Origin of the sequence: Enterobacter sp. ECC-019 (assembly GCF_043974075.1) — a bacterium.
Lineage (GTDB): Bacteria > Pseudomonadota > Gammaproteobacteria > Enterobacterales > Enterobacteriaceae > Enterobacter > Enterobacter asburiae_D.
Genome location: NZ_CP143759.1, coordinates 1,246,865 through 1,269,478, shown reverse-complemented (window position 1 = coordinate 1,269,478; position 22,614 = coordinate 1,246,865). Strand labels below are relative to the sequence as shown.

The 22,614-nt window shown below is 52.5% G+C and carries 19 protein-coding genes; 14 read left to right on the top strand and 5 right to left on the bottom strand.

Annotated features, from left to right (window positions below):
* Positions 1-18: 18 nt before the first annotated feature.
* The 6 genes from hpaB to yjiA all read left to right on the top strand — a co-directional run bounded on the left by hpaB (position 19) and on the right by yjiA (position 6,816).
* The gene (gene hpaB, locus V1566_RS05875) at positions 19-1,581 is read left to right on the top strand and encodes a 4-hydroxyphenylacetate 3-monooxygenase, oxygenase component (protein ID WP_014168483.1); all 1,563 of its coding nucleotides are present in this window, start codon (positions 19-21) and stop codon (positions 1,579-1,581) included.
* A 17-nt stretch (positions 1,582-1,598) separates the two neighbouring features.
* The gene (locus V1566_RS05870) at positions 1,599-2,111 is read left to right on the top strand and encodes a 4-hydroxyphenylacetate 3-monooxygenase reductase subunit (protein WP_395305328.1); all 513 of its coding nucleotides are present in this window, start codon (positions 1,599-1,601) and stop codon (positions 2,109-2,111) included.
* A gap of 178 nt (positions 2,112-2,289) precedes the next feature.
* A complete protein-coding gene (locus V1566_RS05865; protein WP_395305327.1) occupies positions 2,290-3,207 on the top strand; it encodes a helix-turn-helix transcriptional regulator in 918 nt (305 codons plus the stop codon).
* 191 nt (positions 3,208-3,398) lie between these two features.
* Positions 3,399-5,552 carry a carbon starvation CstA family protein gene (locus V1566_RS05860; RefSeq protein WP_023334384.1) on the top strand — a complete coding sequence of 718 codons (2,154 nt, stop codon included), beginning with the start codon at positions 3,399-3,401 and terminating at the stop codon, positions 5,550-5,552.
* A gap of 96 nt (positions 5,553-5,648) precedes the next feature.
* On the top strand, positions 5,649-5,852 hold the full coding sequence (locus V1566_RS05855) for a YbdD/YjiX family protein (RefSeq protein ID WP_003856610.1): 204 nt from the start codon (positions 5,649-5,651) through the stop codon (positions 5,850-5,852).
* Positions 5,853-5,862: 10 nt separating this feature from the next.
* A complete protein-coding gene (yjiA, locus tag V1566_RS05850; protein WP_395305326.1) occupies positions 5,863-6,816 on the top strand; it encodes a GTPase in 954 nt (317 codons plus the stop codon).
* Between the two features lie 43 nt (positions 6,817-6,859).
* Here yjiA and V1566_RS05845 read toward each other — a convergent pair whose 3' ends face one another.
* On the bottom strand, positions 6,860-8,218 hold the full coding sequence (locus V1566_RS05845) for an esterase-like activity of phytase family protein (RefSeq protein ID WP_395305325.1): 1,359 nt from the start codon (positions 8,216-8,218) through the stop codon (positions 6,860-6,862).
* Between the two features lie 411 nt (positions 8,219-8,629).
* Between V1566_RS05845 and V1566_RS05840 the strand changes: the two genes are divergently transcribed.
* Complete coding sequence (locus V1566_RS05840; protein WP_395305324.1) at positions 8,630-9,175, top strand: YfaZ family outer membrane protein; 546 nt, start codon at positions 8,630-8,632, stop codon at positions 9,173-9,175.
* A gap of 167 nt (positions 9,176-9,342) precedes the next feature.
* On the opposite strand, the gene V1566_RS05835 is transcribed toward V1566_RS05840, so the two are convergent.
* A complete protein-coding gene (locus V1566_RS05835; protein WP_395305323.1) occupies positions 9,343-10,713 on the bottom strand; it encodes an NAD-dependent succinate-semialdehyde dehydrogenase in 1,371 nt (456 codons plus the stop codon).
* Between the two features lie 151 nt (positions 10,714-10,864).
* On the opposite strand from V1566_RS05835, the gene V1566_RS05830 reads away from it, so the two are divergent.
* The 7 genes from V1566_RS05830 to V1566_RS05800 all read left to right on the top strand — a co-directional run bounded on the left by V1566_RS05830 (position 10,865) and on the right by V1566_RS05800 (position 20,963).
* Positions 10,865-11,608 carry a helix-turn-helix domain-containing protein gene (locus V1566_RS05830; protein ID WP_395305322.1) on the top strand — a complete coding sequence of 248 codons (744 nt, stop codon included), beginning with the start codon at positions 10,865-10,867 and terminating at the stop codon, positions 11,606-11,608.
* A 47-nt stretch (positions 11,609-11,655) separates the two neighbouring features.
* Positions 11,656-12,282, top strand: a complete 627-nt coding sequence (locus V1566_RS05825) for a LysE family translocator (protein ID WP_395305321.1) — start codon at positions 11,656-11,658, stop codon at positions 12,280-12,282.
* A gap of 121 nt (positions 12,283-12,403) precedes the next feature.
* The gene (locus V1566_RS05820) at positions 12,404-13,585 is read left to right on the top strand and encodes a restriction endonuclease (protein WP_395305320.1); all 1,182 of its coding nucleotides are present in this window, start codon (positions 12,404-12,406) and stop codon (positions 13,583-13,585) included.
* 49 nt (positions 13,586-13,634) lie between these two features.
* Positions 13,635-15,254: an N-6 DNA methylase gene (locus V1566_RS05815; RefSeq protein ID WP_395305319.1), complete on the top strand. Its 1,620-nt coding sequence runs from the start codon at positions 13,635-13,637 to the stop codon at positions 15,252-15,254.
* Positions 15,244-16,608, top strand: coding sequence for a restriction endonuclease subunit S (locus tag V1566_RS05810; protein WP_395305318.1), 1,365 nt, complete (start codon positions 15,244-15,246; stop codon positions 16,606-16,608). The genes V1566_RS05815 and V1566_RS05810 overlap by 11 nt, the downstream gene beginning before the upstream one ends.
* 95 nt (positions 16,609-16,703) lie before the next feature.
* Positions 16,704-19,967, top strand: coding sequence for a type I restriction endonuclease subunit R (locus tag V1566_RS05805; protein ID WP_395305317.1), 3,264 nt, complete (start codon positions 16,704-16,706; stop codon positions 19,965-19,967).
* Between the two features lie 63 nt (positions 19,968-20,030).
* Positions 20,031-20,963: a hypothetical protein gene (locus tag V1566_RS05800; protein WP_395305316.1), complete on the top strand. Its 933-nt coding sequence runs from the start codon at positions 20,031-20,033 to the stop codon at positions 20,961-20,963.
* A 59-nt stretch (positions 20,964-21,022) separates the two neighbouring features.
* Here V1566_RS05800 and tssD read toward each other — a convergent pair whose 3' ends face one another.
* Genes tssD through V1566_RS05785 form a run of 3 tightly spaced genes read right to left on the bottom strand, consistent with a single transcriptional unit; the run spans position 21,023 to position 22,389 of the window.
* The gene (tssD, locus tag V1566_RS05795; protein ID WP_395305315.1) at positions 21,023-21,514 is read right to left on the bottom strand and encodes a type VI secretion system tube protein TssD; all 492 of its coding nucleotides are present in this window, start codon (positions 21,512-21,514) and stop codon (positions 21,023-21,025) included.
* Positions 21,515-22,027, bottom strand: coding sequence for a hypothetical protein (locus tag V1566_RS05790; RefSeq protein ID WP_395305314.1), 513 nt, complete (start codon positions 22,025-22,027; stop codon positions 21,515-21,517).
* Positions 22,027-22,389: a tlde1 domain-containing protein gene (locus V1566_RS05785; protein WP_395305313.1), complete on the bottom strand. Its 363-nt coding sequence runs from the start codon at positions 22,387-22,389 to the stop codon at positions 22,027-22,029. Before V1566_RS05785 ends, V1566_RS05790 begins: the two co-directional genes overlap by 1 nt.
* Positions 22,390-22,614 lie beyond the last annotated feature (225 nt).

Genomic DNA, 22,614 nt, shown 5'->3' with positions numbered 1-22,614 from the left:
TTCCGATACGAGGTCCCTATGAAGCCTGAAGATTTCCGCGCTGATGCCAAACGTCCGTTAACCGGCGAAGAGTATTTAAAAAGCCTGCAGGACGGCCGTGAGATTTATATCTACGGCGAGCGCGTCAAAGACGTCACCACCCACCCGGCGTTTCGCAATGCGGCGGCCTCCATCGCACAGATGTACGACGCGCTGCACAAGCCAGACATGCAGGATACCCTCTGCTGGGGCACCGACACCGGCAGCGGCGGCTATACCCATAAGTTCTTCCGCGTGGCGAAAAGCGCCGACGACCTGCGCCAGCAGCGCGACGCTATCGCCGAGTGGTCACGCCTGAGCTACGGCTGGATGGGCCGCACGCCGGACTACAAGGCCGCGTTCGGCTGCGCGCTCGGCGCCAACCCGGCCTTCTACGGCCAGTTCGAGCAGAACGCCCGCAACTGGTACACGCGCATTCAGGAAACCGGCCTGTACTTCAACCACGCCATCGTTAACCCGCCGATCGACCGCCACAAGCCGGCTGACGAGGTGAAAGACGTCTACATCAAGCTGGAGAAAGAGACCGACGCGGGGATCATCGTCAGCGGCGCGAAAGTGGTGGCAACCAACTCGGCGCTGACCCACTACAACATGATCGGCTTCGGCTCCGCGCAGGTGATGGGCGAAAACCCGGACTTCGCGCTGATGTTCGTCGCGCCGATGGACGCCGAGGGCGTGAAGCTGATCTCCCGCGCCTCTTACGAGATGGTGGCAGGCGCAACCGGCTCCCCGTATGACTACCCGCTCTCCAGCCGCTTCGACGAGAACGACGCGATCCTGGTGATGGATCACGTGCTGATCCCGTGGGAAAACGTGCTGATCTACCGCGATTTCGACCGCTGCCGTCGCTGGACGATGGAAGGCGGCTTTGCGCGGATGTACCCGCTGCAGGCCTGCGTGCGTCTGGCGGTGAAGCTCGACTTCATCACCGCCCTGCTGAAGAAATCCCTGGAGTGCACCGGTACCCTGGAGTTCCGCGGCGTGCAGGCGGATCTCGGCGAAGTGGTGGCCTGGCGCAACATGTTCTGGGCGCTGAGCGACTCCATGTGCTCCGAAGCCACCCCGTGGGTCAACGGCGCGTATCTGCCGGATCACGCCGCGCTGCAAACCTACCGCGTGATGGCACCGATGGCCTACGCGAAGATCAAGAACATCATCGAGCGTAACGTGACGTCCGGTCTGATCTACCTCCCGTCCAGCGCCCGGGATCTGAATAACCCGCAGATCGACCAGTATCTGGCGAAATACGTGCGCGGCTCCAACGGCATGGATCACGTCGAACGCATCAAGATTTTGAAACTGATGTGGGATGCCATCGGCAGCGAGTTTGGCGGTCGTCACGAGCTGTACGAAATCAACTACTCCGGCAGCCAGGATGAGATCCGCCTGCAGTGTCTGCGCCAGGCGCAGAGCTCCGGCAACATGGACAAGATGATGGCGATGGTCGACCGCTGCATGTCCGAATACGACCAGCACGGCTGGACGGTGCCGCACCTGCACAACAACAGCGATATCAACATGCTCGACAAGCTGCTGAAATAGCGCAGCGGGAGGTTGCAATGCATTTAGATGAACAACGCCTGCGTTTTCGCGACGCAATGAGCAGCCTGTCGGCGGCGGTCAATGTGGTCACCACCGAGGGCGAGGCGGGCCGCTGCGGCATTACCGCCACCGCCGTCTGTTCGGTCACCGACACCCCACCGTCGGTCATGGTGTGCATCAACGCCAACAGCGCCATGAACCCGGTATTTCAGGGCAACGGCAGGCTGTGCGTTAACGTGCTGAACCACGAGCAGGAGATCATGGCTCGCCATTTCGCCGGGATGACCGGTATGACCATGGAGGAGCGCTTTACCCTCTCCTGCTGGCAGAAAGGCCCGCTGGCGCAGCCGGTGCTCAAGGGCGCGCTGGCCAGCCTTGAAGGCGAGATTAGCCAGGTGCAAACCATCGGCACGCATCTTGTCTACCTTGTTGAAATTAAAAATATCATCCTGAGTGACGCGGGACACGGCCTGATCTACTTCAAGCGCCGTTTCCACCCGGTCATGCTGGAGGCGGAAGCCGCCGTGTGATCCCCCTCGCGCTGGCCTTTTTCTTCGGCCAGCGCCGCTTTCTACAAAAACTCCTAAGGTTTCCGCTAAATCACGCCGTTATATAACCATAAGAGAAATTTTCTGTGACTGAATACTGACACCGCCTGTCAGTGCATCCGCATCATTCAGCGCATACCTAAATATACAGGATGACCTTATGGCTAAAACGACGCGGAGCCGCTCGGCTGAACGTCTGGTCGATATTCTCCTTGAGCTACATTTAAACGGTGTGGTAAACCGCAGTGCGCTAATGGAAAAATTTAAAATTACCGAGCGTACCGTCTACCGGGATTTAAATGCCCTCTCCCCCATTGTTGAACATACCGGTAACGGGCTATATCGACTGATCCATTCTGCACAATCGCCCGGCGGACAAGGCTTACATCACACCCTTGCTAACTTCCTGAATGCTGACAGCTTTTTCCCTGAAAGAAATAAGGAATTCTGGCGAAATCTTGAAACGCGCGTTGACGAAAACCATATTCTTATTCTTGCGAATGAAGCCGAACACACGGTACAGCGTGATATTCGCCGTCATTTAACGAAAATCGAGAGATCGATTAAAAACCATAATGTTTGTCAGATTGTTTATAAGGGGAAAACCCGTCTGATTAATCCCTATAAACTCATTAACAAAAAAAATATATGGTATTTACAAGCCACCGAAAATAGCCACCTGAAATCCTTCTCATTGAGCCAGATTAGCTGGTTTGATATTCAGAAAACGACCTTCACTCCGGAAGAAAATGTCCTTGAGCTGCTGGAAAAAAGCCTCGACCCCTGGGTATCTGAAAATACTTTCGCGGTGAAAATATTCATCAAAGATAATATTTCGCATTACTTCCTGCGCCGCGATCTTCTGCCGGAACAAGAGCTGCTGGAGGAGCAACAGGGCGGCGTCACGCTGCGCTGCCAGGCGGCGCACGAGAACCAGATCCTGCCGCTGCTGTTCTACTGGCTGCCCCATATTCAGATTCTGGAGCCGAGCTGGCTGAAGGAAAAACTGATCGGAACGCTGGAGAACTATCTGGCGGTGGAACGCAACCCGAATAATCAAGTGATCTCAATCACATAATTTCGTCCCCTGGCGGCGAGCCGGAACCGCTCGTCGCCCCCTTTGACCGCTCACCCGGCACTTTCAACCACTCATTCATTTACCGTCCTTTACACGCGCGAGGATCTGGCACGATCGCTCCAGCATTAATCAATACCTCCTCACAACGAACCCTGACCCTTTTTTCTTTACATAAAAAACCAGGTCTTACTATGGATACTAAAAAACTACTGAAGCACGTGCCATGGGCCCTACTCGGGATCCTCGGCGCTTTTTGTCTGGCGGTTGTCGCATTACGCCGGGGCGAACACGTAAGCGCCCTGTGGATCGTGGTCGCGTCCGTTTCCGTCTATCTTGTTGCTTATCGCTACTACAGCTTGTACATCGCGCAGAAGGTCATGAAGCTCGACCCGACGCGCGCCACCCCGGCGGTCATTAACAATGACGGCCTGAACTACGTGCCAACCAACCGCTACGTGCTGTTTGGTCACCACTTTGCCGCTATCGCCGGTGCAGGCCCGCTGGTGGGCCCGGTGCTGGCCGCGCAGATGGGCTACCTGCCGGGTACCCTGTGGTTGCTCGCGGGCGTAGTGCTGGCGGGTGCGGTGCAGGACTTTATGGTGCTGTTTATCTCTTCTCGCCGTAACGGCGCCTCTCTGGGTGAGATGGTCAAGGAAGAGATGGGCCGCGTGCCGGGGACTATCGCTCTGTTCGGCTGCTTCCTGATTATGATCATCATCCTTGCGGTGCTGGCCCTGATCGTGGTGAAAGCCCTGGCCGAAAGCCCGTGGGGTGTCTTCACCGTTTGCTCAACCGTGCCGATTGCGCTGTTCATGGGGATCTACATGCGCTTCCTGCGTCCGGGACGCGTAGGTGAGGTGTCGGTGATTGGTATCGTGCTGCTGGTGGCCTCCATCTACTTCGGCGGCGTGATTGCGCACGACCCATACTGGGGCCCGGCGCTGACCTTCAAGGACACCACCATTACCTTCGCGCTGATTGGCTATGCGTTTATCTCCGCGCTGCTGCCGGTCTGGCTGATTCTGGCCCCGCGCGACTACCTGGCGACCTTCCTGAAAATCGGCGTTATCGTCGGTCTGGCGATCGGCATCCTGGTGATTAACCCGGACCTGAAAATGCCTGCGGTAACGCAGTACATCGACGGTACCGGCCCGCTTTGGAAAGGCGCCCTGTTCCCGTTCCTGTTCATCACCATCGCCTGCGGTGCGGTCTCTGGCTTCCACGCCCTGATTGCGTCCGGTACCACGCCTAAGCTGCTGGCGAACGAGAAAGACGCGCGTCTGATCGGCTACGGCGCGATGCTGATGGAGTCCTTCGTGGCGATCATGGCGCTGGTTGCAGCCTCCATCATCGAACCGGGTCTGTACTTCGCGATGAACACCCCGCCTGCGGGCCTCGGCATCACCATGCCAAACCTGCACGAAATGGGCGGTGATAACGCGGCGCTGATTATGGCGCAGCTGAAAGACGCGAGCGCACATGCGGCGGCGACCGTCAGCTCCTGGGGCTTCGTGATTTCGCCTGAGCAGATCATGCAGACGGCGAAAGACATCGGCGAACCGTCCGTGCTGAACCGCGCAGGTGGTGCACCTACGCTTGCCGTCGGTATCGCACACGTGTTCCACAAAGTGCTGCCGTGGGCGGACATGGGCTTCTGGTACCACTTCGGTATTCTGTTCGAAGCGCTGTTCATCCTGACCGCGCTGGACGCCGGTACCCGTGCGGGCCGCTTCATGCTGCAGGACCTGCTCGGTAACTTCGTGCCATTCCTGAAGAAAACCGACTCTCTGGTGGCGGGTATTCTGGGTACTGCGGGCTGCGTCGGCCTGTGGGGCTACCTGCTGTATCAGGGCGTTGTCGACCCGCTCGGCGGCGTGAAGAGCCTGTGGCCGCTGTTCGGTATCTCTAACCAGATGCTCGCAGCCGTTGCTCTGGTGCTCGGTACCGTGGTCCTCGTGAAGATGAAACGCACCAAATACATCTGGGTAACGGTTGTTCCTGCGCTGTGGCTGCTGCTCTGCACCACCTGGGCGCTTGGCCTGAAGTTGTTCAGCGCCAACCCTCAGTTGGAAGGCTTCTTCTTCATGGCTAACCAGTACAAAGAGAAGATTGCCGCAGGCGGCGCGGATCTGACCGCGCAGCAGATTGCCAACATGAACCATATCGTGGTGAACAACTACACCAACGCGGGTCTGAGCATTCTGTTCCTGGTGGTGGTGTACAGCATCATCTTCTACGGCATCAAAACCTGGCTGAACGTGCGCAACGCCGACGGCCGTACGGATAAAGAAACCCCGTACGTGCCGGTGCCGGAAGGCGGCGTGAAGACCTCATCACACCATTAAAAAAATGGCGGGTGGCGCTACGCTGACCCGCCCTACAACGGTACTGTAGGCCCGGTAAGCGTAGCGCCACCGGGCTTTTTCTTATCAGGACACGTTATGTTTGGTAACTTAGGCGAAGCAAAAAAATACCTCGGTCAGGCGGCGAAAATGCTGATTGGCATTCCGGACTATGACAACTACGTTGAGCATATGAAGACCAACCATCCGGATAAGCCGTACATGACCTACACCGAATTCTTCCGCGAGCGCCAGGAAGCGCGCTACGGCGGAAGTGGAGAAGGCGGCGTCCGCTGCTGCTAAAGGAGAGACCATGACCCCGATTGCCGTTACCCTGCTGACCGGTTTTCTCGGCGCCGGTAAAACCACCCTGCTGCGCCACATCCTGAATGAACAGCACGGCTTCAAAATCGCCGTCATCGAAAACGAATTCGGTGAGGTCTCGGTAGACGATCAGCTGATTGGCGATCGCGCCACCCAGATCAAAACCCTCACCAACGGCTGCATCTGCTGCACCCGCTCTAACGAATTAGAAGACGCCCTGCTGGACCTGCTCGACAGCTGCGATCGCGGTGAAATCGACTTTGACCGTCTGGTGATCGAGTGCACCGGCATGGCCGACCCCGGCCCGATTATTCAGACCTTTTTCTCTCACGAGATCCTCTGCCAGCGCTATCTGCTGGACGGCGTGATTGCCCTGGTGGATGCGGTTCACGCCGACGAGCAGATGAACCAGTTCACCATCGCCCAGTCTCAGGTGGGCTACGCCGACCGCATCCTGCTGACCAAAACCGACGTGGCGGGCGAAAGCGTTAAGCTTCGAGAGCGCCTGACGCGCATTAACTCCCGCGCGCCGATTTACACGGTGACGCATGGCGATATCGACTTGTCTCAGCTGTTCAACACCAACGGCTTTATGCTGGAGGAGAACGTCACCGCAAAACCGCGCTTCCACTTTATGGGAGAAAAGCAAAACGACGTGGCGTCGATTGTGGTGGAGCTGGACTACCCGGTGGATATCAGCGAGGTTTCGCGCGTGATGGAAAACCTGCTGCTGTCGTTTGCCGACAAGCTGCTGCGCTATAAAGGGATGCTGTGGATTGACGGCGAGCCGAACCGCCTGCTGTTCCAGGGCGTACAGCGCCTGTACAGCGCCGACTGGGACAGACCGTGGGGCGATGAAGTACCGCGCAGCGTGATGGTGTTTATAGGCATACAGCTGCCGGAAGAGGAAATTCGGGCGGCGTTTGCGGATCTGAAGAAATAACCGCCCGGAACAATCCCCTCTCCCCTGCGGGTGAGGGGTAAACTTATTTTACCGCCTCCGGCAGCGTCACAATCCACAGCTCGCTGTCGGACTCCGGCTTCTTCAGCGGCTTCACGCTGAGCGTGGTTTCAACCGGTTTATCATCCAGCGTCAGCTTGCCTTCCGCATTCACCCGATAATCCTTGAGCTTTTTGCCCTCGACCGGGTTTTGCATCGCCACCTTCACGCCAAAGTCGTTATCGTTCGCCACCGCAAGCGTTTTGCTGTCGATAAGCGCCAGCCCTTCGGCCTTCTCCTGCTGCCAGCCGAGCGCGCGGAGATCGACCACCTGCGTTTTTGCTGCAAGCGTAATCCCGCGCTGCGCCAGGGTTTTCTCATCATCAAATTCCGGGTACTCGCCCGGCTTGTCAAAGGCAGAAAGATCGCTCGCTTTGCTGAGATCCACCTTGTAAATCAGGTTACGCATCCCGTCGTTTTTATCGCTTCCCTGCTCAATCAGCAGGATGTGCTGATTATCAAGCGCCACGATGTCGCCGATTTTGGCGTCGCTGTTTTTACCGTAGGCCGCGCTGTCGATGGGGTAACCGTACATCGCGGTTTTCCCGGTCGCCGGGTCGAAGCTCACCAGACGGGTGAACAGCGCCTGCTTTTTGCTCTTGCCATCGATGTCCAGCGTGCTTTGCACGGCGGCGATAATCCGTCCGTCCGGCATTCGGGTCAGGCCTTCAAAGCCCCGGTTAGGCTGGCGCCATTTAATGATGTTTGGCAGACCGCCCGCGATGGATTTTTCGCCTTCCGCGGCCTGCGGCCCGTGAATCGCCAGGATCTTCCCTTTGCTGTCGACGTTAATCAGGAACGGGCCGTACTCGTCGCACAGCCAGTAGCCTCCTTTGCCGTCCGGCGTGATGCCTTCCGTGTCCAGCCCGCGGTTGTCACCCTTCAGCGTCTTTAAGGTATCGCTGAAGGCCACTTCATTGGTGGAGCCAATCACGCCGCTTTGCAGCGGCAGACCGTTAATCTCGCCTTTATCGTCATGCAGCGGGCGGGCATCCGTTGCCTCTGCTTTGCCGTTCTGGACGCGGATGGTCATCAGCAGTGGCGCGAAATCTGGCGTGACAAATATTTTGGCTTCGTTTTTACCCATTTTTGGCGCATCGGCGTTGGGACCGCGATCGGTCACGGTCGCAAACGTCAGGGCATCGCCTTGCTTGCCCGTAAACAGCAGGCCAGAGCCAATCCCCACCGGGAGCCCGTTCGGAAACGCGCTGGCAAACGCGCCGCTGTATTTCACATGCGAGCCGTCAGGGAAGCTGACGACATAGCGCTCAGCAGTGGGCTGCGCCGCCAGGCCAGAGAAAGAGAGCGCACAACCGATTAGCACAGGAATAATTTTTCTTTTCATATTGTTAGCATCCAGTTAGTGAAGCCAACAACGTAAAGAATAAACGTGTCAGAAAAATGACACAGAAGGGACGCTGACCAACGCAGTGGCACGTATATCCCTCTTCAGAAATGTAAACTTACGTCTTTATCTATGACAACTGAAACATTTTTGGAAATTATTAGAAATTCAATTAATTCATCTCAAATGGTTTTTTCCCGCTCGTTCAAACGTCGTTTAGCAAACTATTTAAACTTTTCCTAAACGCAAATTTAATTGCCATTGACGGTTCGCCAAACAAACAATTCAGCAACAGATAAATATTAAATAGCCAACAAAATCAGCATAAAACCACGATACATATCACATTTGCAGTCATAAACATCACTTGTTAAGGTGCCCTCAGATTAATTTAATGACGAGGAACTACTCATGAAAAAGCTTAACGTTCTCATCCTTTCCGCTCTGACCGCTGCCTCTGGCTCCGCACTGGCGATGGGCGGCAGCATTGAGCAGGGTAAAAACTTCACCAACCTGAATGTGGAAATGGGTAAATCCTCATCCGGCCTGTATACCGAAGGTAACTGGCTCAAAAATACCGATGACGGCACCCAAACCGGTGGCGTGGGTGCCGGTTACAACCTGGAAGTTGGCCCGGTGATGCTGAATGCGGGCGCAAAAGCCATCTACATCGGCCCGAAAAAAGGCGATAACGGCGTAGCGTTCCCAATCGGTGGCGGCATGAATGTTGCCCTGACCGACAGCATTCATGTATTTGGTGAAGGCTATGTGGCGCCAGACGGGCTGAACAACAGCGTCAAAAACTACGTGGAAGCGAACGGCGGCGTAAGCTGGACCCCAATCAAACCGGTTACGCTGAAAGTGGGTTACCGCCACGTGAGCGTTGACGGCAAAGATGGTCGTCCAAACCACACGCTGATCGACGGCGCATACGTGGGCGGCGGCGTGAGCTTCTAAGCCTGTATTGCGCCCGGCGGCGCTACGCTTGCACGGGCCTACAAAAACTGTGCAGTCTATTGATGCTGTTGCACATTGTAGGCCGGGTAAGCGCAGCGCCACCCGGCAAGAAAGGCGATGACACTATTCATGGAAAACCTGCCGGTTGGCAGGTTTTTTATTATCTCTTACTTACGCACCACCACCAGCTTCTGGTTCACAAACTCTTTGATCCCCAGATCCGACAGCTCGCGTCCGTAGCCGGAGCGCTTCACGCCACCAAACGGCAGTTCTGCCGCGGTATCGGTGAGCCAGTTGATATACACCATCCCGGTCTCAATCCGTGACGCCATTTTCTTCGCGCGCTCAATATCCTGGCTAAATACCGCCCCGCCCAGGCCGTAGTGAGAGTCGTTCGCCAGCGCGACCGCCTCGTCGTCGTTTTTCACCACGTAAATCTGCGCCACCGGGCCGAAGAACTCCTCGAAGTACGCCGGGTTGTCGCGGGAGATATTCGTCAGGATCGTCGGTTCAAAGAAGCTTCCGTCGCGCTGTACCGGTTTACCGCCATAGTGCAGCGTAGCACCGTTTTTCACCGCCTCGTTAACCTGTTTGGTCAGCGTTTCGAGCGCATCTTTAGACGACAGCGGCCCCAGCGTGGTGCTTTCGTCCAGCGGATCGCCAATCTTCACCTGCTTAAACGCCTCGGTGAATTTGCTCAGGAACTTATCAGCAATCTTCTCGTGCAGAATAAAGCGCTTCGCCGCGGTGCAGACCTGCCCGGCGTTGTTGAGCCGCGCATTCACGCCAATTTTCACGGCCTTCTCAAGGTCTGCATCGTCCAGCACCACGAATACGTCGTTACCGCCCAGCTCCAGCGTAGATTTCTTGATGTGCTTCGCCGCCTGCGCGGCCACCACGCTGCCCGCCTTTTCGGAGCCGGTTAATGCGGCGCCCTGCACGCGATCGTCAGCGATAATATTTGCTACCTGCTCGGACGAGATAAACAGGTTGGTCCACGCCCCTTCCGGCGCACCCGCCTCGCGCACCAGATGGGCAAAGGTCTCGGCGCAGTGCGGCACGATGCTGGCATGCTTGGCCAGAACGGGGTTACCCGCCGCCAGGTTTGGTGCCAGGACGCGCATCAGCTGGTAGTACGGGAAGTTCCACGGCTCAACGGCCATCAGGACGCCGATGGGGTGATGCTCCACCCACGCTTCCCCGAGTTCAGAGTCGTACTTCAGCGGGGCCAGGAACTGCTTCGCGTTGTCGGCGTAATAGCGGGCGATCTGCGCACACAGCTTTACCTCGCCGCGGCTCTGCTCAATGAGCTTCCCCATCTCCTGGCTGGCGATTTTCGCCAGATCCTCCACGCGCTCGTCGATCAGGTCGGCGAGCTTATGCAGCACCGGCAGACGCTGGCTGATGTCGCCTTTCGCCCAGTCCGAATGATAAAGCGCATCGGCCGCCTTGAGCGCCGCTTCGATATCCGCGTCGGTATGTGAGGGGTATTCTTTGATGAGCTGGTTAGTAGCAGGATTTACTGTCTGATAAGCCATGTCGAATCTCCTTGTTTTACCGCTTAGGGTATTAAGGGTAGTCAACATGACTGGCCGTGGACGTAAAGTTGGGTATATCCGGAAGGTTCTTAATGAAGCGCTGCCAGAGGGTTCGATGACGTGGTATAAAAAACATCCAGAAGGAGCGCCCATGACCGATACCCGACACGTCCGCCAGACTTTTCACCGCGCCTCAGGCCTTGAGCTGCGCAGCACCTGGCAGAGCACGCAGGCGTACAAACGCCATAGCCACCCTCAACTTTCCATCGGCGCGATTGTGGAGGGCCAGACCTGCTGCGTGTGTCATGACAGAGAGTACATCCTTAACCCCGGGGACCTCATCGTGATCCCGGCATGTGCGCCGCACAGCTGTAACCCCGTCGGCGGGCAACCGCGCAGCTACCATATGCTCTATATCGAAACCGAGCTGCCTCTGGCACTACAGGTGATTCGTAGCCCTGACCTGTTTGCCCACTACCTGGACGTTGTCGAGACAATGTCTCCGGCGTCTGTGGGCACGCTGCTTTCTGCCCTTCCCCGCTGTGCGGATAACGCAGACGCGCTTCGCTCAACCAGCCAGCAGGTTCAGGAGGCATTTCTTTCCGATCTCACCAGCCCGCCTTCCCTCGACGAGCTTGCCCAACGCTTCTCGCTGCGCAAGGAGACGCTGATTCGCACCTTCAAGCAGGACACCGGCCTGACGCCGGGCAGCTTCCTCAACATCTCCCGCGTGGAGTACGCCAAGGAGCGGCTGCGTGCCGGGGATGATATTGCCGACGTCGGCTACCAGAGCGGCTTTGCCGACCAGAGCCATTTTCATAAGACCTTCGTCAGCTATACCGCCGCCACGCCGCGCCAGTACGCCACGGGCCGATCAATATCAGACAATAAATAGGATCTGCAGCGCCGTACTCTGACCTCGGATTGTTAACCGAGGTCGCTATGGAACTGTTCTTCCCTTCCGCTTTTCTCGCCCTGGCGCTGGCGCATTTTGTTGCCCTGCTAAGTCCGGGCCCGGATTTCTTCCTGCTGGTGGGCTACGCCGCGCGCTATCGGCTGCGCGGCAGCGCCGGGCTGTGCCTCGGCATTGCCGCGGGTAACGCGCTCTATATTGTTCTGGTCATTATCAGCTGGAGCGCGCTGCGCCAGTTTACGTGGCTGTTTACGCTTATCGAGCTTTGCGGTGCCCTGTACCTGCTGTGGATCGGCTCGCATCTGGTGCGCAGCCGACCTCAGGCACTGGCGCTGAATGAAACCCACCAGCGCTTCCCTTCGCTGCGCAAGCAGATCCTGCTGGGGCTCGGTTCGGCGCTGTTAAACCCGAAGAACGCGCTGTTCTATCTGGCGCTGATGACAGCATTGCTGGGGCCGGACGTGACGCTGCTTCAACAGGCGACCTGTGGCGTCTGGATGATGATGGTGGTGCTGATGTGGGATCTGGCGCTGGTATCGCTGATGGGGTTACGAGCGGTGCAACAGAAGATCAGCCGTTCGCTGTGGTGGATTGAGCGCATGGCGGGGGTGGTGTTGATGGGGTTTGGGGGGTGGGTATTGTGGCGGGTGCTATGAAATAGAGCTTTGCCATATAAAAAGCAACACCTTCATTGCCTTACAAAATAAGTGACTTAGCTAGTAGTATTTACTCCCTGACGTGGCAAGCTAAAGCCACAGCAATCGTTAAGGGAATAACGTGAAAAATTACAAAGTCATCACGCCACTTTTTCCAACCTATGCGCAGGTTCAGGCAATGATGAAAGCCGTCTCCGGCTATTCAGTGCATTCTGTACGTAACATGATCAATGCGATTCAGGAACAAACCGGCACGCCGCAAAACCCGGTTGACTGGTCCGAACCTGATATGTGGATCAACGAACGCCTGAAAGGCGAAGACGCAGAGATCGCACTGAAAATCTGGAACCAGGATAATCACATCCTCAATCCCCGTCATAGTTACGGTAGCTATTTATTCCTTAACTCTTCAGTTTTCGAACTGATGGAAACGACGCCGAAAGATATCTGGGTACCCACCGAGCGCGGGCAACAATTTCTCAATCGTGATGACGCCACGCTCCGCGCGCTGGACGATAAAGAAGGGTTACTGCAACTTCTTGAACTGCTGGCGGGACGTGAAATGTCCCGTCGTGCTGACTTACTCCCTGAATGGCAGGCTTTTTTACACCAGCATTCAAAGTTCGCTTCTTCCAGTTCCATTAAAAGCACCCTCTACTCGCGCCTCTATAACCTGATCGATCGCGATATGATCGCCCGGGAAGGGATGAGCTACTACATCACCGATAAAGGCCGGGCATGGCTGGCGAATGCCTTACCGGCCCGCAAAGCCGATCCACGAAAAGAACTTCTGGACGCGGTTAAGCGCTACAACCAGCAGCAAAAAGAGCAGCTTCGCGAACAAATCAGCACCATGAATCCCTACAAGTTTGAGCATTTGATTGGTCAACTTCTGGAGGCAATGGGTTATGAACAGGTGGAAGTGACCAAAGCGTCGGGCGATAAAGGCGTCGACGTAGTCGGTAGAGTACAAGTGGGCATTACCACCATCACGGAAGTGGTGCAGGTTAAGCGTATGCAGAGCAATATTACCCGTCCTGTTATCGACCAGTTACGCGGTGCGTTGCCTTACCACAGCGCGATTCGGGGCACGCTCATCACCACGGGGCGTTTTGCCGGAAACTGTGAAAAAGCGGCTCTGCATCCCGGTGCGGCTCCTATTACCTTGATAGATGGTGACCGACTGCTAGAACTGCTAATTGAGAATAATGTCGGCATTCGTCGCAGCAATGCGGTCGAGCTGCTGGACGTGGATCTGCAGCTTTTTGATGAACTGGAAGAGGGATTAAAAGGCGAAATTTAACGTCTTAATCGCTACAATAGACGCCAAATTTTTCCTGATTGAGTTCATCATGGCCAAAGCACCAACAAAAAAATCCAAAGCAAAGAAAGGCTTTGAAGACACATTATGGGATACCGCGAACCAGCTTCGCGGTAGCGTTGAATCTTCAGAGTACAAGCACGTGGTACTAAGCCTCGTGTTCCTGAAATTTATCAGCGATAAGTTCGAGGCCCGTCGTCAAAAAATGAAGGACGAAGGCCAGGGAGACTTCCTGGAAATGGAAGTCTTTTATCAGCAGGACAATATCTTCTACCTGCCGGAAAAGGCGCGATGGTCGTTCATCAAACAGAATGCCAAGCAGGATAACCTCGCCGTTTTGATTGATGACGCCCTTTCTACTATTGAGAAGCGCAACCCGACGCTGAAAGGCGCGCTGCCGGATAACTACTTCAGCCGTCAGGATCTGGAAACTAAGAAGCTGGCATCGCTGATCGACACTATCGACAACATCGAAACGCTGGCGCATGAAACCGACGTTGAAGCGCTGTCGAAAGAAGACCTGGTCGGCCGCGTGTACGAATACTTCCTCGGCAAGTTTGCCGCCACCGAAGGCAAAGGCGGCGGCGAGTTCTATACGCCAAAATGCGTGGTGACGCTGCTGACCGAAATGCTCGAACCGTTCCAGGGCAAAATTTATGACCCATGCTGCGGCTCGGCGGGGATGTTTGTGCAGTCGGTGAAGTTTGTCGAAAGCCACCAGGGGAAAAGCCGCGATATCGCCCTGTACGGTCAGGAGCTGACGGCCACCACCTATAAGCTGGCGAAGATGAACCTTGCGATTCGCGGCCTGTCAGCCAATCTTGGCGAACGTCCTGCGGACACCTTTTTCAACGACCAGCACCCGGATTTAAAAGCCGACTACATTCTGGCCAACCCGCCGTTTAACCTCAAAGACTGGCGTAACGATGCCGAGCTGACCAACGATCCGCGCTTCGCAGGCTACCGCACGCCGCCAACCGGTAACGCCAACTACGGCTGGATTTTGCACATGCTCTCCAAGCTATCGGCCAACGGTACCGCCGGTTTTGTGCTGGCAAACGGCTCCATGAGCTCCAACACCAGCGGCGAAGGCGAGATCCGCGCGCAGATGATCGAAAACGATCTGATCGACTGCATGATAGCCCTGCCCGGCCAGCTGTTCTACACCACCCAGATCCCGGTCTGCCTGTGGTTTATGACCAAATCGAAGTCTGCCGACCCCGCCAAAGGCTACCGCAACCGTCAGGGTGAAACGCTGTTTATTGATGCGCGTAACCTCGGCACCATGATGAACCGCACCACCAAAGAACTGACGGCGGATGATATCGCCACCATCGCAGATACTTACCATGCGTGGCGCAGCACGCCGGAAGAGCTGGCTGAACGCGTTAAGCGCGGCGACAGCAGGCTGGCGCAGTACGAAGACCAGGCCGGGTTCTGCAAGATTGCCACCATTGAAGAGATCAAGGCTAATGACTATGTGCTTACGCCGGGCCGCTACGTCGGTGCCGCGGAGCAGGAAGATGACGGCGTGGCGTTTGAAACCAAAATGCGTGAATTGTCGCAGACGCTGTTTGCGCAGATGAAGCAGGCGGAAGAACTGGATAAGGCGATTCGTCAGAACCTAGAGGCGCTGGGTTATGGGGAATAATATCAAACTGTCTGAAATATGCACTGATATATCTTACGGTTATACAGCCAGTGCAACCTCGAAAGAAATCGGCCCTAAATTTCTCCGGATTACCGATATACAAGGCGGTACAGTTAGCTGGGATCATGTACCATTTTGCGAAATAAGCAAAAATGATGCTCATAAATACCTACTCGAAAAAGGTGATATTGTTATAGCAAGAACGGGTAACAGTACTGGGGAGAATTATATTTTCGACTCTGATGTTAAAGCCGTCTTTGCATCATATCTTATTCGTTTTCGAGTCGATAGCACTAAGGCAAACCCCTCATTTGTATGGTTACAAATGAGGACACCAGAATGGTGGAGTTTTGTCGAGTCAGTGAAATCTGGCTCAGCTCAGGCAGGAGCTAATGCTAAAGTTTTAGGTCTTTTTGAACTAGAGTTACCTGAACGAGAAATACAGGACTCTATTGTTGAAATAGCGTTTAATTTGCTTAACAAGCAAAATACTAATTTATTAATCAATCAAACCCTAGAACAAATGTCCCAAACCCTGTTCAAATCCTGGTTTGTGGATTTCGATCCGGTGATTGATAATGCGCTGGATGCGGGAAACTCAATCCCGGAGGCGCTGCAATCTCGCGCCGAACTCCGTCAAAAAATACGTAACAGTGCAGATTTCAAAACACTTCCAGCGAATATTCGTGCACTGTTCCCGGCGGAATTTGTAGAATCAGAATCGGGCTGGATACCGAAAGGTTGGGAAAGTGAAAGTTTTGATTCATTCTGTGATTTTATTCAGAGTGGAGGAACACCTTCAAGAAAGGAAACATCATTCTGGAATGACGGTACAATAAAATGGCTTTCATCAGGCGAAGTTAAAGGTAAAATAGTCTTAGACACAAAAGAAAAAATTACACAAACTGGGTTACTGCATAGCTCAGCGAAATTATGGAAAAGGTATACAACCGTCGTTGCAATGTACGGTGCAACTGCGGGAGAAGTGTGTATTATTGGCGATAAAATGACAGCTAATCAAGCATGCTGCGGATTGTATTCAGAAAAATACCCATTCTATGTCTATAATTTTGTCAGCAATAAAACTGATGAATTGGCTTCAAAAGCTACAGGTTCAGCGCAACAGAATCTTAATAAATTAATTATATCCTCAACAAAATTTATACGTCCTTCAAATGCGATAATTACTATATTTGAAGATAATGTAGCTCCATTGTTTATGAAATGGTTTTCTAATTCGTCTGAAAATAATACCTTAACAAACCTCCGCGACACCCTGCTCCCCAAACTCATCTCCGGCGAGCTGTCCCTGGAGGATCTGCCAGATTTAGTAGATCAAACCGAACCCGCATAACGCATTTTGCCCCTGAAAAATCAGGGGTTTTCTGGTAAGGTTTTCTCTTATTACAGGAACCCTTACCAGAAAACCAGCCAGGGCCGGAGCGGGATATGCATCTCTCATTCAGTGAAGCGAAGTTAGAACAGGCAATAATTGAACTGTTACAGGAGCAGGGTTACCAGCACCTGACAGGCGATAATGTGCCGCGTTCCAGCCTCGATCAGGTGATTATTGAAGACGATCTTCGCCACTATCTCGCATCCCGCTATCAGGCCGACGGTATAACGGAAGACGAAATCCAGCGGCTAATCAAACAGTTCACTATCCTGCCCGCTTCCGATCTTTACGAAAGTAATAAGACCTTTTGCACCTGGCTGGCAAATGGCTTCCTGTTTAAACGCGACGACCGTCAGCAGAAAGATCTCTATATCGAACTGCTCGATACCCGGCACCTGCCCGCCGCGCTGCGTGAGTTATTCGATAGTGAAGACGTACCGATGCAACAGGCCGCTGAAACGCCAGCTAGCTATCTTATCCAGCCGCTGAACCGCATAAAGATCGTTAATCAGCTGACCATCACCGGTAAAGAAAACCAGCCACGTATTCCGGATGGCATCCTGTATATCAACGGGCTGCCGTTGGTGGTGTTTGAATTTAAAAGCGCGGTTCGCGAGCAGGAAGCCAATATTGGTGATGCGTATAAACAGCTCTGCACCCGCTATCGTCGCGATATTCCGCAGCTGTTTGTCTATAACGCGCTGTGCATCATCAGCGATGGCGTGAATAACCGCATGGGCAACCTGTTCGCGCCGTATGAGTATTTCTACTCCTGGCGTAAAGTCACCGGTAATGAAAATCGCGAGCAGGACGGCATCCCTTCCCTGCACTCAATGATTCAGGGGCTTTTTCACCCGGTACGCCTGCTGGATGTGATTAAAAACTTTATCTGCTTCCCGGATAAAGCCAAACACGAAGTGAAAATCTGCTGCCGCTATCCGCAGTACTATGCCGCGCGCAGGCTCTACTACAGCATCGAGCGAGCGCGTAAACCTTACGGCAACGGTAAAGGCGGCACCTACTTTGGCGCCACGGGCTGCGGTAAGAGTTACACCATGCAGTTCTTAACCCGCCTGCTGATGAAAAGCGTCGAGTTTGCCAGCCCGACCATCGTTCTGATCACTGACCGTACCGATCTGGACGATCAGCTCTCCACGCAGATGTGTAATGCCAAAAATTATATCGGTGACGATACCGTGGAACCCGTCACCAGCCGCGACGATCTGCGGGAAAAGCTGGCCGGTCGTAACAGCGGCGGCGTCTTCCTGACCACCATCCATAAATTTACTGAAGACACCGAATTGCTCTCCAAGCGAAGCAATGTCATCTGTATCTCTGACGAAGCGCACCGCAGCCAGGTCAATCTGGATCAGAAAGTGATCGTCGATAAAGAGAGCGGCAAGGTACGCAAGACCTGGGGCTTCGCCAAATATCTGCACGACTCGCTGCCAGCGGCCACCTATGTCGGTTTCACCGGAACGCCTGTAGACGCCACGCTGGATGTCTTCGGCGCGGTAGTGGACAGCTACACCATGACAGAATCCGTTCAGGATGAAATCACGGTACGTATAGTCTATGAAGGTCGTGCTGCAAAAGTGATCCTGGATGCCAGCAAGCTGGAAGAGGTTGAGAAGTACTACGAAGATTGCGCTAACGCGGGCACCAATGAGTGGCAAATCGACGAAAGTAAAAAAGCCAGCGCCACCATGAACGCGATCCTCGGAGATGAGGATCGCCTGAAGTCGCTGGCGGAAGATTTTGCTAAACACTATGAAAAACGCGTCGCTGAAGGCTCAACGGTAAAAGGTAAGGCAATGTTTGTCTGCGCCAGCCGGGAAATTGCCTGGGATTTATACCGTCAGTTGAAAGGTTCTCGTCCGGCGTGGTTTGAGGTTAAACAGGCTCCCGAAGGGGTCGAACTTACCGAACAGGAGCAGAAAGAGCTGCCACCGTCCGAAATGGTCAAGATGGTGATGACGCGAGGTAAAGACGATGACGCCAAACTGTACGACCTGTTGGGCAGTAAAGAGTATCGTAAAGAGCTGGATAAACAGTTCAAAAATGCAAAGTCGAATTTCAAAATCGCTATTGTGGTCGATATGTGGCTCACCGGTTTCGACGTCCCGGAACTGGACACAATCTATATCGATAAGCCGCTGCAAAAACATAACCTGATCCAGACCATATCCCGCGTTAACCGCAAGCTGGAAGGAAAAAGCAAAGGTCTGGTGGTGGACTATATCGGCATCAAGCGCCAGATGAATCAGGCACTGGCGATGTATTCGCGCATAGACGCCACCAACTTTGAGGACATCCAGCAGTCGGTCATTGAGGTAAAGAATCATCTCGACCTTCTGTCGCAGGTGTTCCACGATTTCGACAGCCGCGCTTACTTCACAGGAGAGCCTCAGGCTCAGCTTGCGTGTCTGAATCAGGCGGCAGAATTTGTCATGCGGACCCAGAAAATTGAACGTCGCTTTATGGGGCTGGTGAAGCGCCTGAAGGCGGCCTACGATGTCTGCTGCGGTAGCGAGGCGTTATCGCAGACAGAGCGAGATCGTATCCATTTCTATCTTGCAGTACGCTCCATCGTCTTTAAGCTGACCAAGGGTGATGCACCTGACGTTACCCAGATGAACGCCCGCGTGCGAGAGATGATTTCTGACGCATTAAAGGCAGATGGCGTGGAAGAGCTGTTTTTCCTGGGCGATAAGAAAGCAGAATCGATCGATATTTTCGACGAGGATTATCTTGCACGTATTAATAAGATCAAGCTGCCCGCAACAAAGATTCAGCTTCTGCAGAAACTGCTGGAGAAAGCCATCAGCGATTTTAAAAAAATTAACCAGCTTCAGGGGATCAACTTCACCCGTCGGTTCCAGTCCATTATGGATAAATATAACGAGCGCCGTGAAGACGACGTGCTGAACGGTGAAGAGTTTGATCACTTCAGTCAGGAAATGACCGACATTATCTATGATATTAAAACCGAAATGGGTACTTATGCAGATTTGGGAATTGATATCGAAGAGAAAGCGTTTTATGACATCCTGGCACATATGCGAGACAAGTATCAGTTTACTTATGAAGACGACAGGATGCTGGCGCTGGCAAAAGAGATGAAAGCAGTGGTTGATAACACGTCGAAGTACCCAGACTGGAGTAAACGCGATGACATCAAAGCCAAACTTAAAGTTGAGTTAATTCTTTTACTGCATAAACATAAGTTCCCTCCTGTAGCAAACGACGAGGTCTATCTGGGCGTACTGATGCAGGCAGAGAATTTTAAAGAAAATATGGGATCGATAAAAATGTAATATGTCAAATGATTTTGGCAAAGTCTGTTCTTCCAGTGCAACAAGAATTATAAGGAGCATATTATGGCCGAAGGATTAAAAATGTTTTACGCGCGTGATGAGCGCAATATACACTCCCGCATTCCTGTAAAAGATATTAAAGAGAGTGATAGAGAGGGACTGATATGTGAGTTCTGCTCCGCTAAAATCAGTTGGGTTAAGCCGCACAAGCGTAACGGCAAAAATATTTCAGCATTTTTACGTTTACAGAAGAATGAGGAACATAGTTTCAATTGTAAAAACAGCGTCAAATCAGCAATCACTTCTCTTGTCGCTCATTCACAAAATGTTGAAGACGGAAAACTTCTCCTCGAAGCGCAGGATTCAGCGTTTATATTCCGAATGAACGTCCTTATTGAAGCCAGTGCCGATCTAAGAAAAGCCAGTTTTACACCAGAGGAAGAAGCCGATCCGGAAGAGAAAGCACGCAAGCGAATTAGATATAAGAAAACAGAAAAGCGTCTCGCTGATTACTTTAACACGGCTGCAGGCATTGCTAAAATCAGAGCAAAAATAGAGGAAAGCAGCGATAAGAAAACACTATCTGACTTGGTTAAGATAGATTATAACGGCAAAAAAATCAGCTGGAATGACTTTTTCTATGATGAAGACCGTTATCCCATTCTTTTTAAAAAGGCCGCAAAAATCACTCATCCTGTCGCAATTCTTATAACGGTTAAAAAAGCGCGAGAACACATTAATAATGAAAGGAATAATTTCTTCGCCCTCAAAGGAGAGGTATGCACACTGGAGCATGAGGATAAAAGCAAAGAGTTTTTCGCACCTGGTTTAACTTGTAACGATGCTACCTTTTTTGAAAACCTCGAACCAAAAGACGAGATTATTGTTGTCGGTAAAGTACGCCCAACGACAAACCTCTGGGGTGAAGGGAAAATTTATAAGAATTTAAACTTTATTATATTTAACAAAAAACAAATTACACGGTTAAAAGATTGAAATACAGTAGATATTGCACTCTGGCAACGGGAAATAATGAATCTCCCGTTGCCAGTTAATCAGGCCCCTAACCGATAATCCCAGTCATCCGAGTGAATAACGTTACCGTCACGGTAATGCCAGGTAATCTTTTCATAACGAAGCAAAACGAGCTCAAGATGACCCTGTTTTTCATGGCAAGTCTCTTTCACGTCATGCATTAATGAAAACACCGTGACGACCTTCACCGCTTCCAGTGTTATCGTGAAATAGATTTCTTCCTGACCGGCATCATTGATTCTATACAGGTCGATAGTCGCTTTCCTGAACGTACCGCCCGTGCTGAGTGCTTTATAGAGAAAAACACTGGAGGCATCTATTTCTTTCTCAATAAGAAAGGGACGATGCTGGCGTTTGCTCAATGCTCTGCCATTATGCAGGTCAGAATTATAGCTTACGTTATGATAGAGCCCTAAAACCTCAATCTGGTTTTCACGGTCTTTGACACTCACACTGCCTTTTATGACATTACCCGCATCGTCAGTTAATGACATATATCCTGGAATAGCCATTTAAATATCCTTATCGAATGGAACAGAGTGCTCAACGGTTTCGATCATAACGGCAAGACATCTTTTACCCTCTGTGCTTTTAATCTTAAACATCTCCCTGATTGAATCGACATAAAGCTTATTGCTCTCTGCTTCCGTCTCCGGAAAATTAGCGAAAGCGCAGATTTGTTCAACAGTGAGTAACGGTTTATCGTCTTTTAGGATTGCCAAAACGCCTGCTGGATTATGTGGGATAGCTTTAGAAAGCGCCGCCTTTAGATCTTCAGCCGTACTGGCATCCACACCAGGTTCAAGTGTACTCGCTACGGCTAACCATGCACGTGAACCTCTACTTATCTCAGGGATAACAAGATTCCACCATTCCGACTCACCGCTATCATTTGAATCCAGTTCCGTTACCACAGACCTGGCACCTTTGTCATTTATCATCTGCAAAATCTGTTCAGGTCGATGGCCTTTGGCAAATAAATACATGGGGGAAAACAAGAAGAAAAATACAATGAGATATTTCATCACCTCACCACCAGTATTGTATCACCCGAATCATAAATCATATGTCGTTTATCCTGACCGTTCATAATGATACAGCCTGCAGATGCTGACCCCGGTGGTTGACCTTTCTTATCGCCATGGATTTGAAAATGATCTCGACCAAAGGTATTGGTCCCCGCTATCGGCTCAAGAATAATGGCCTCTGCACTTTTATGATTATTCCATCCGGCAATAAAATAAACACCTCTGGGAATGGGGCCTCTGTTTCGTTGACTTTCACACTCTGGCTTATCTTTCGATTCACCCGCACCGCTGTAGCAGTTAGCGACAAACACACCATTATGGTTCAATACCCCCGTCGAAACTTTATACTCCCATGTCATCGATACCGTCTCCTTTCATAAATAGTCCTTTATCTTATGGCTAACAGGAGCGTTAAAATGACTACGACGGTCACAAAACATTACGTCCGAAAATAAATAAGCACAAAAAATATAGAAAAATTAATAATAGATAATTTTGATTTATATAATTTTTATATAAAAGCCGTGTGTCAGGCAGAGAATGCGTCTCTCCCCTTACACCAGTTTTGCACTTTTGGTTCACTT

What these genes read in the sequence shown, in the direction of transcription:
- hpaB (WP_014168483.1), top strand. Translation starts at nt 19, where the DNA reads ATGAAGCCTGAAGATTTCCGCGCTGATGCCAAACGTCCGTTAACCGGC.
- V1566_RS05870 (WP_395305328.1), top strand. Translation starts at nt 1,599, where the DNA reads ATGCATTTAGATGAACAACGCCTGCGTTTTCGCGACGCAATGAGCAGC.
- V1566_RS05865 (WP_395305327.1), top strand. Translation starts at nt 2,290, where the DNA reads ATGGCTAAAACGACGCGGAGCCGCTCGGCTGAACGTCTGGTCGATATT.
- V1566_RS05860 (WP_023334384.1), top strand. Translation starts at nt 3,399, where the DNA reads ATGGATACTAAAAAACTACTGAAGCACGTGCCATGGGCCCTACTCGGG.
- V1566_RS05855 (WP_003856610.1), top strand. Translation starts at nt 5,649, where the DNA reads ATGTTTGGTAACTTAGGCGAAGCAAAAAAATACCTCGGTCAGGCGGCG.
- yjiA (WP_395305326.1), top strand. Translation starts at nt 5,863, where the DNA reads ATGACCCCGATTGCCGTTACCCTGCTGACCGGTTTTCTCGGCGCCGGT.
- V1566_RS05845 (WP_395305325.1), bottom strand. Translation starts at nt 8,218, where the DNA reads ATGAAAAGAAAAATTATTCCTGTGCTAATCGGTTGTGCGCTCTCTTTC.
- V1566_RS05840 (WP_395305324.1), top strand. Translation starts at nt 8,630, where the DNA reads ATGAAAAAGCTTAACGTTCTCATCCTTTCCGCTCTGACCGCTGCCTCT.
- V1566_RS05835 (WP_395305323.1), bottom strand. Translation starts at nt 10,713, where the DNA reads ATGGCTTATCAGACAGTAAATCCTGCTACTAACCAGCTCATCAAAGAA.
- V1566_RS05830 (WP_395305322.1), top strand. Translation starts at nt 10,865, where the DNA reads ATGACCGATACCCGACACGTCCGCCAGACTTTTCACCGCGCCTCAGGC.
- V1566_RS05825 (WP_395305321.1), top strand. Translation starts at nt 11,656, where the DNA reads ATGGAACTGTTCTTCCCTTCCGCTTTTCTCGCCCTGGCGCTGGCGCAT.
- V1566_RS05815 (WP_395305319.1), top strand. Translation starts at nt 13,635, where the DNA reads ATGGCCAAAGCACCAACAAAAAAATCCAAAGCAAAGAAAGGCTTTGAA.
- V1566_RS05810 (WP_395305318.1), top strand. Translation starts at nt 15,244, where the DNA reads ATGGGGAATAATATCAAACTGTCTGAAATATGCACTGATATATCTTAC.
- V1566_RS05805 (WP_395305317.1), top strand. Translation starts at nt 16,704, where the DNA reads ATGCATCTCTCATTCAGTGAAGCGAAGTTAGAACAGGCAATAATTGAA.
- V1566_RS05800 (WP_395305316.1), top strand. Translation starts at nt 20,031, where the DNA reads ATGGCCGAAGGATTAAAAATGTTTTACGCGCGTGATGAGCGCAATATA.
- tssD (WP_395305315.1), bottom strand. Translation starts at nt 21,514, where the DNA reads ATGGCTATTCCAGGATATATGTCATTAACTGACGATGCGGGTAATGTC.
- V1566_RS05790 (WP_395305314.1), bottom strand. Translation starts at nt 22,027, where the DNA reads ATGAAATATCTCATTGTATTTTTCTTCTTGTTTTCCCCCATGTATTTA.
- V1566_RS05785 (WP_395305313.1), bottom strand. Translation starts at nt 22,389, where the DNA reads ATGACATGGGAGTATAAAGTTTCGACGGGGGTATTGAACCATAATGGT.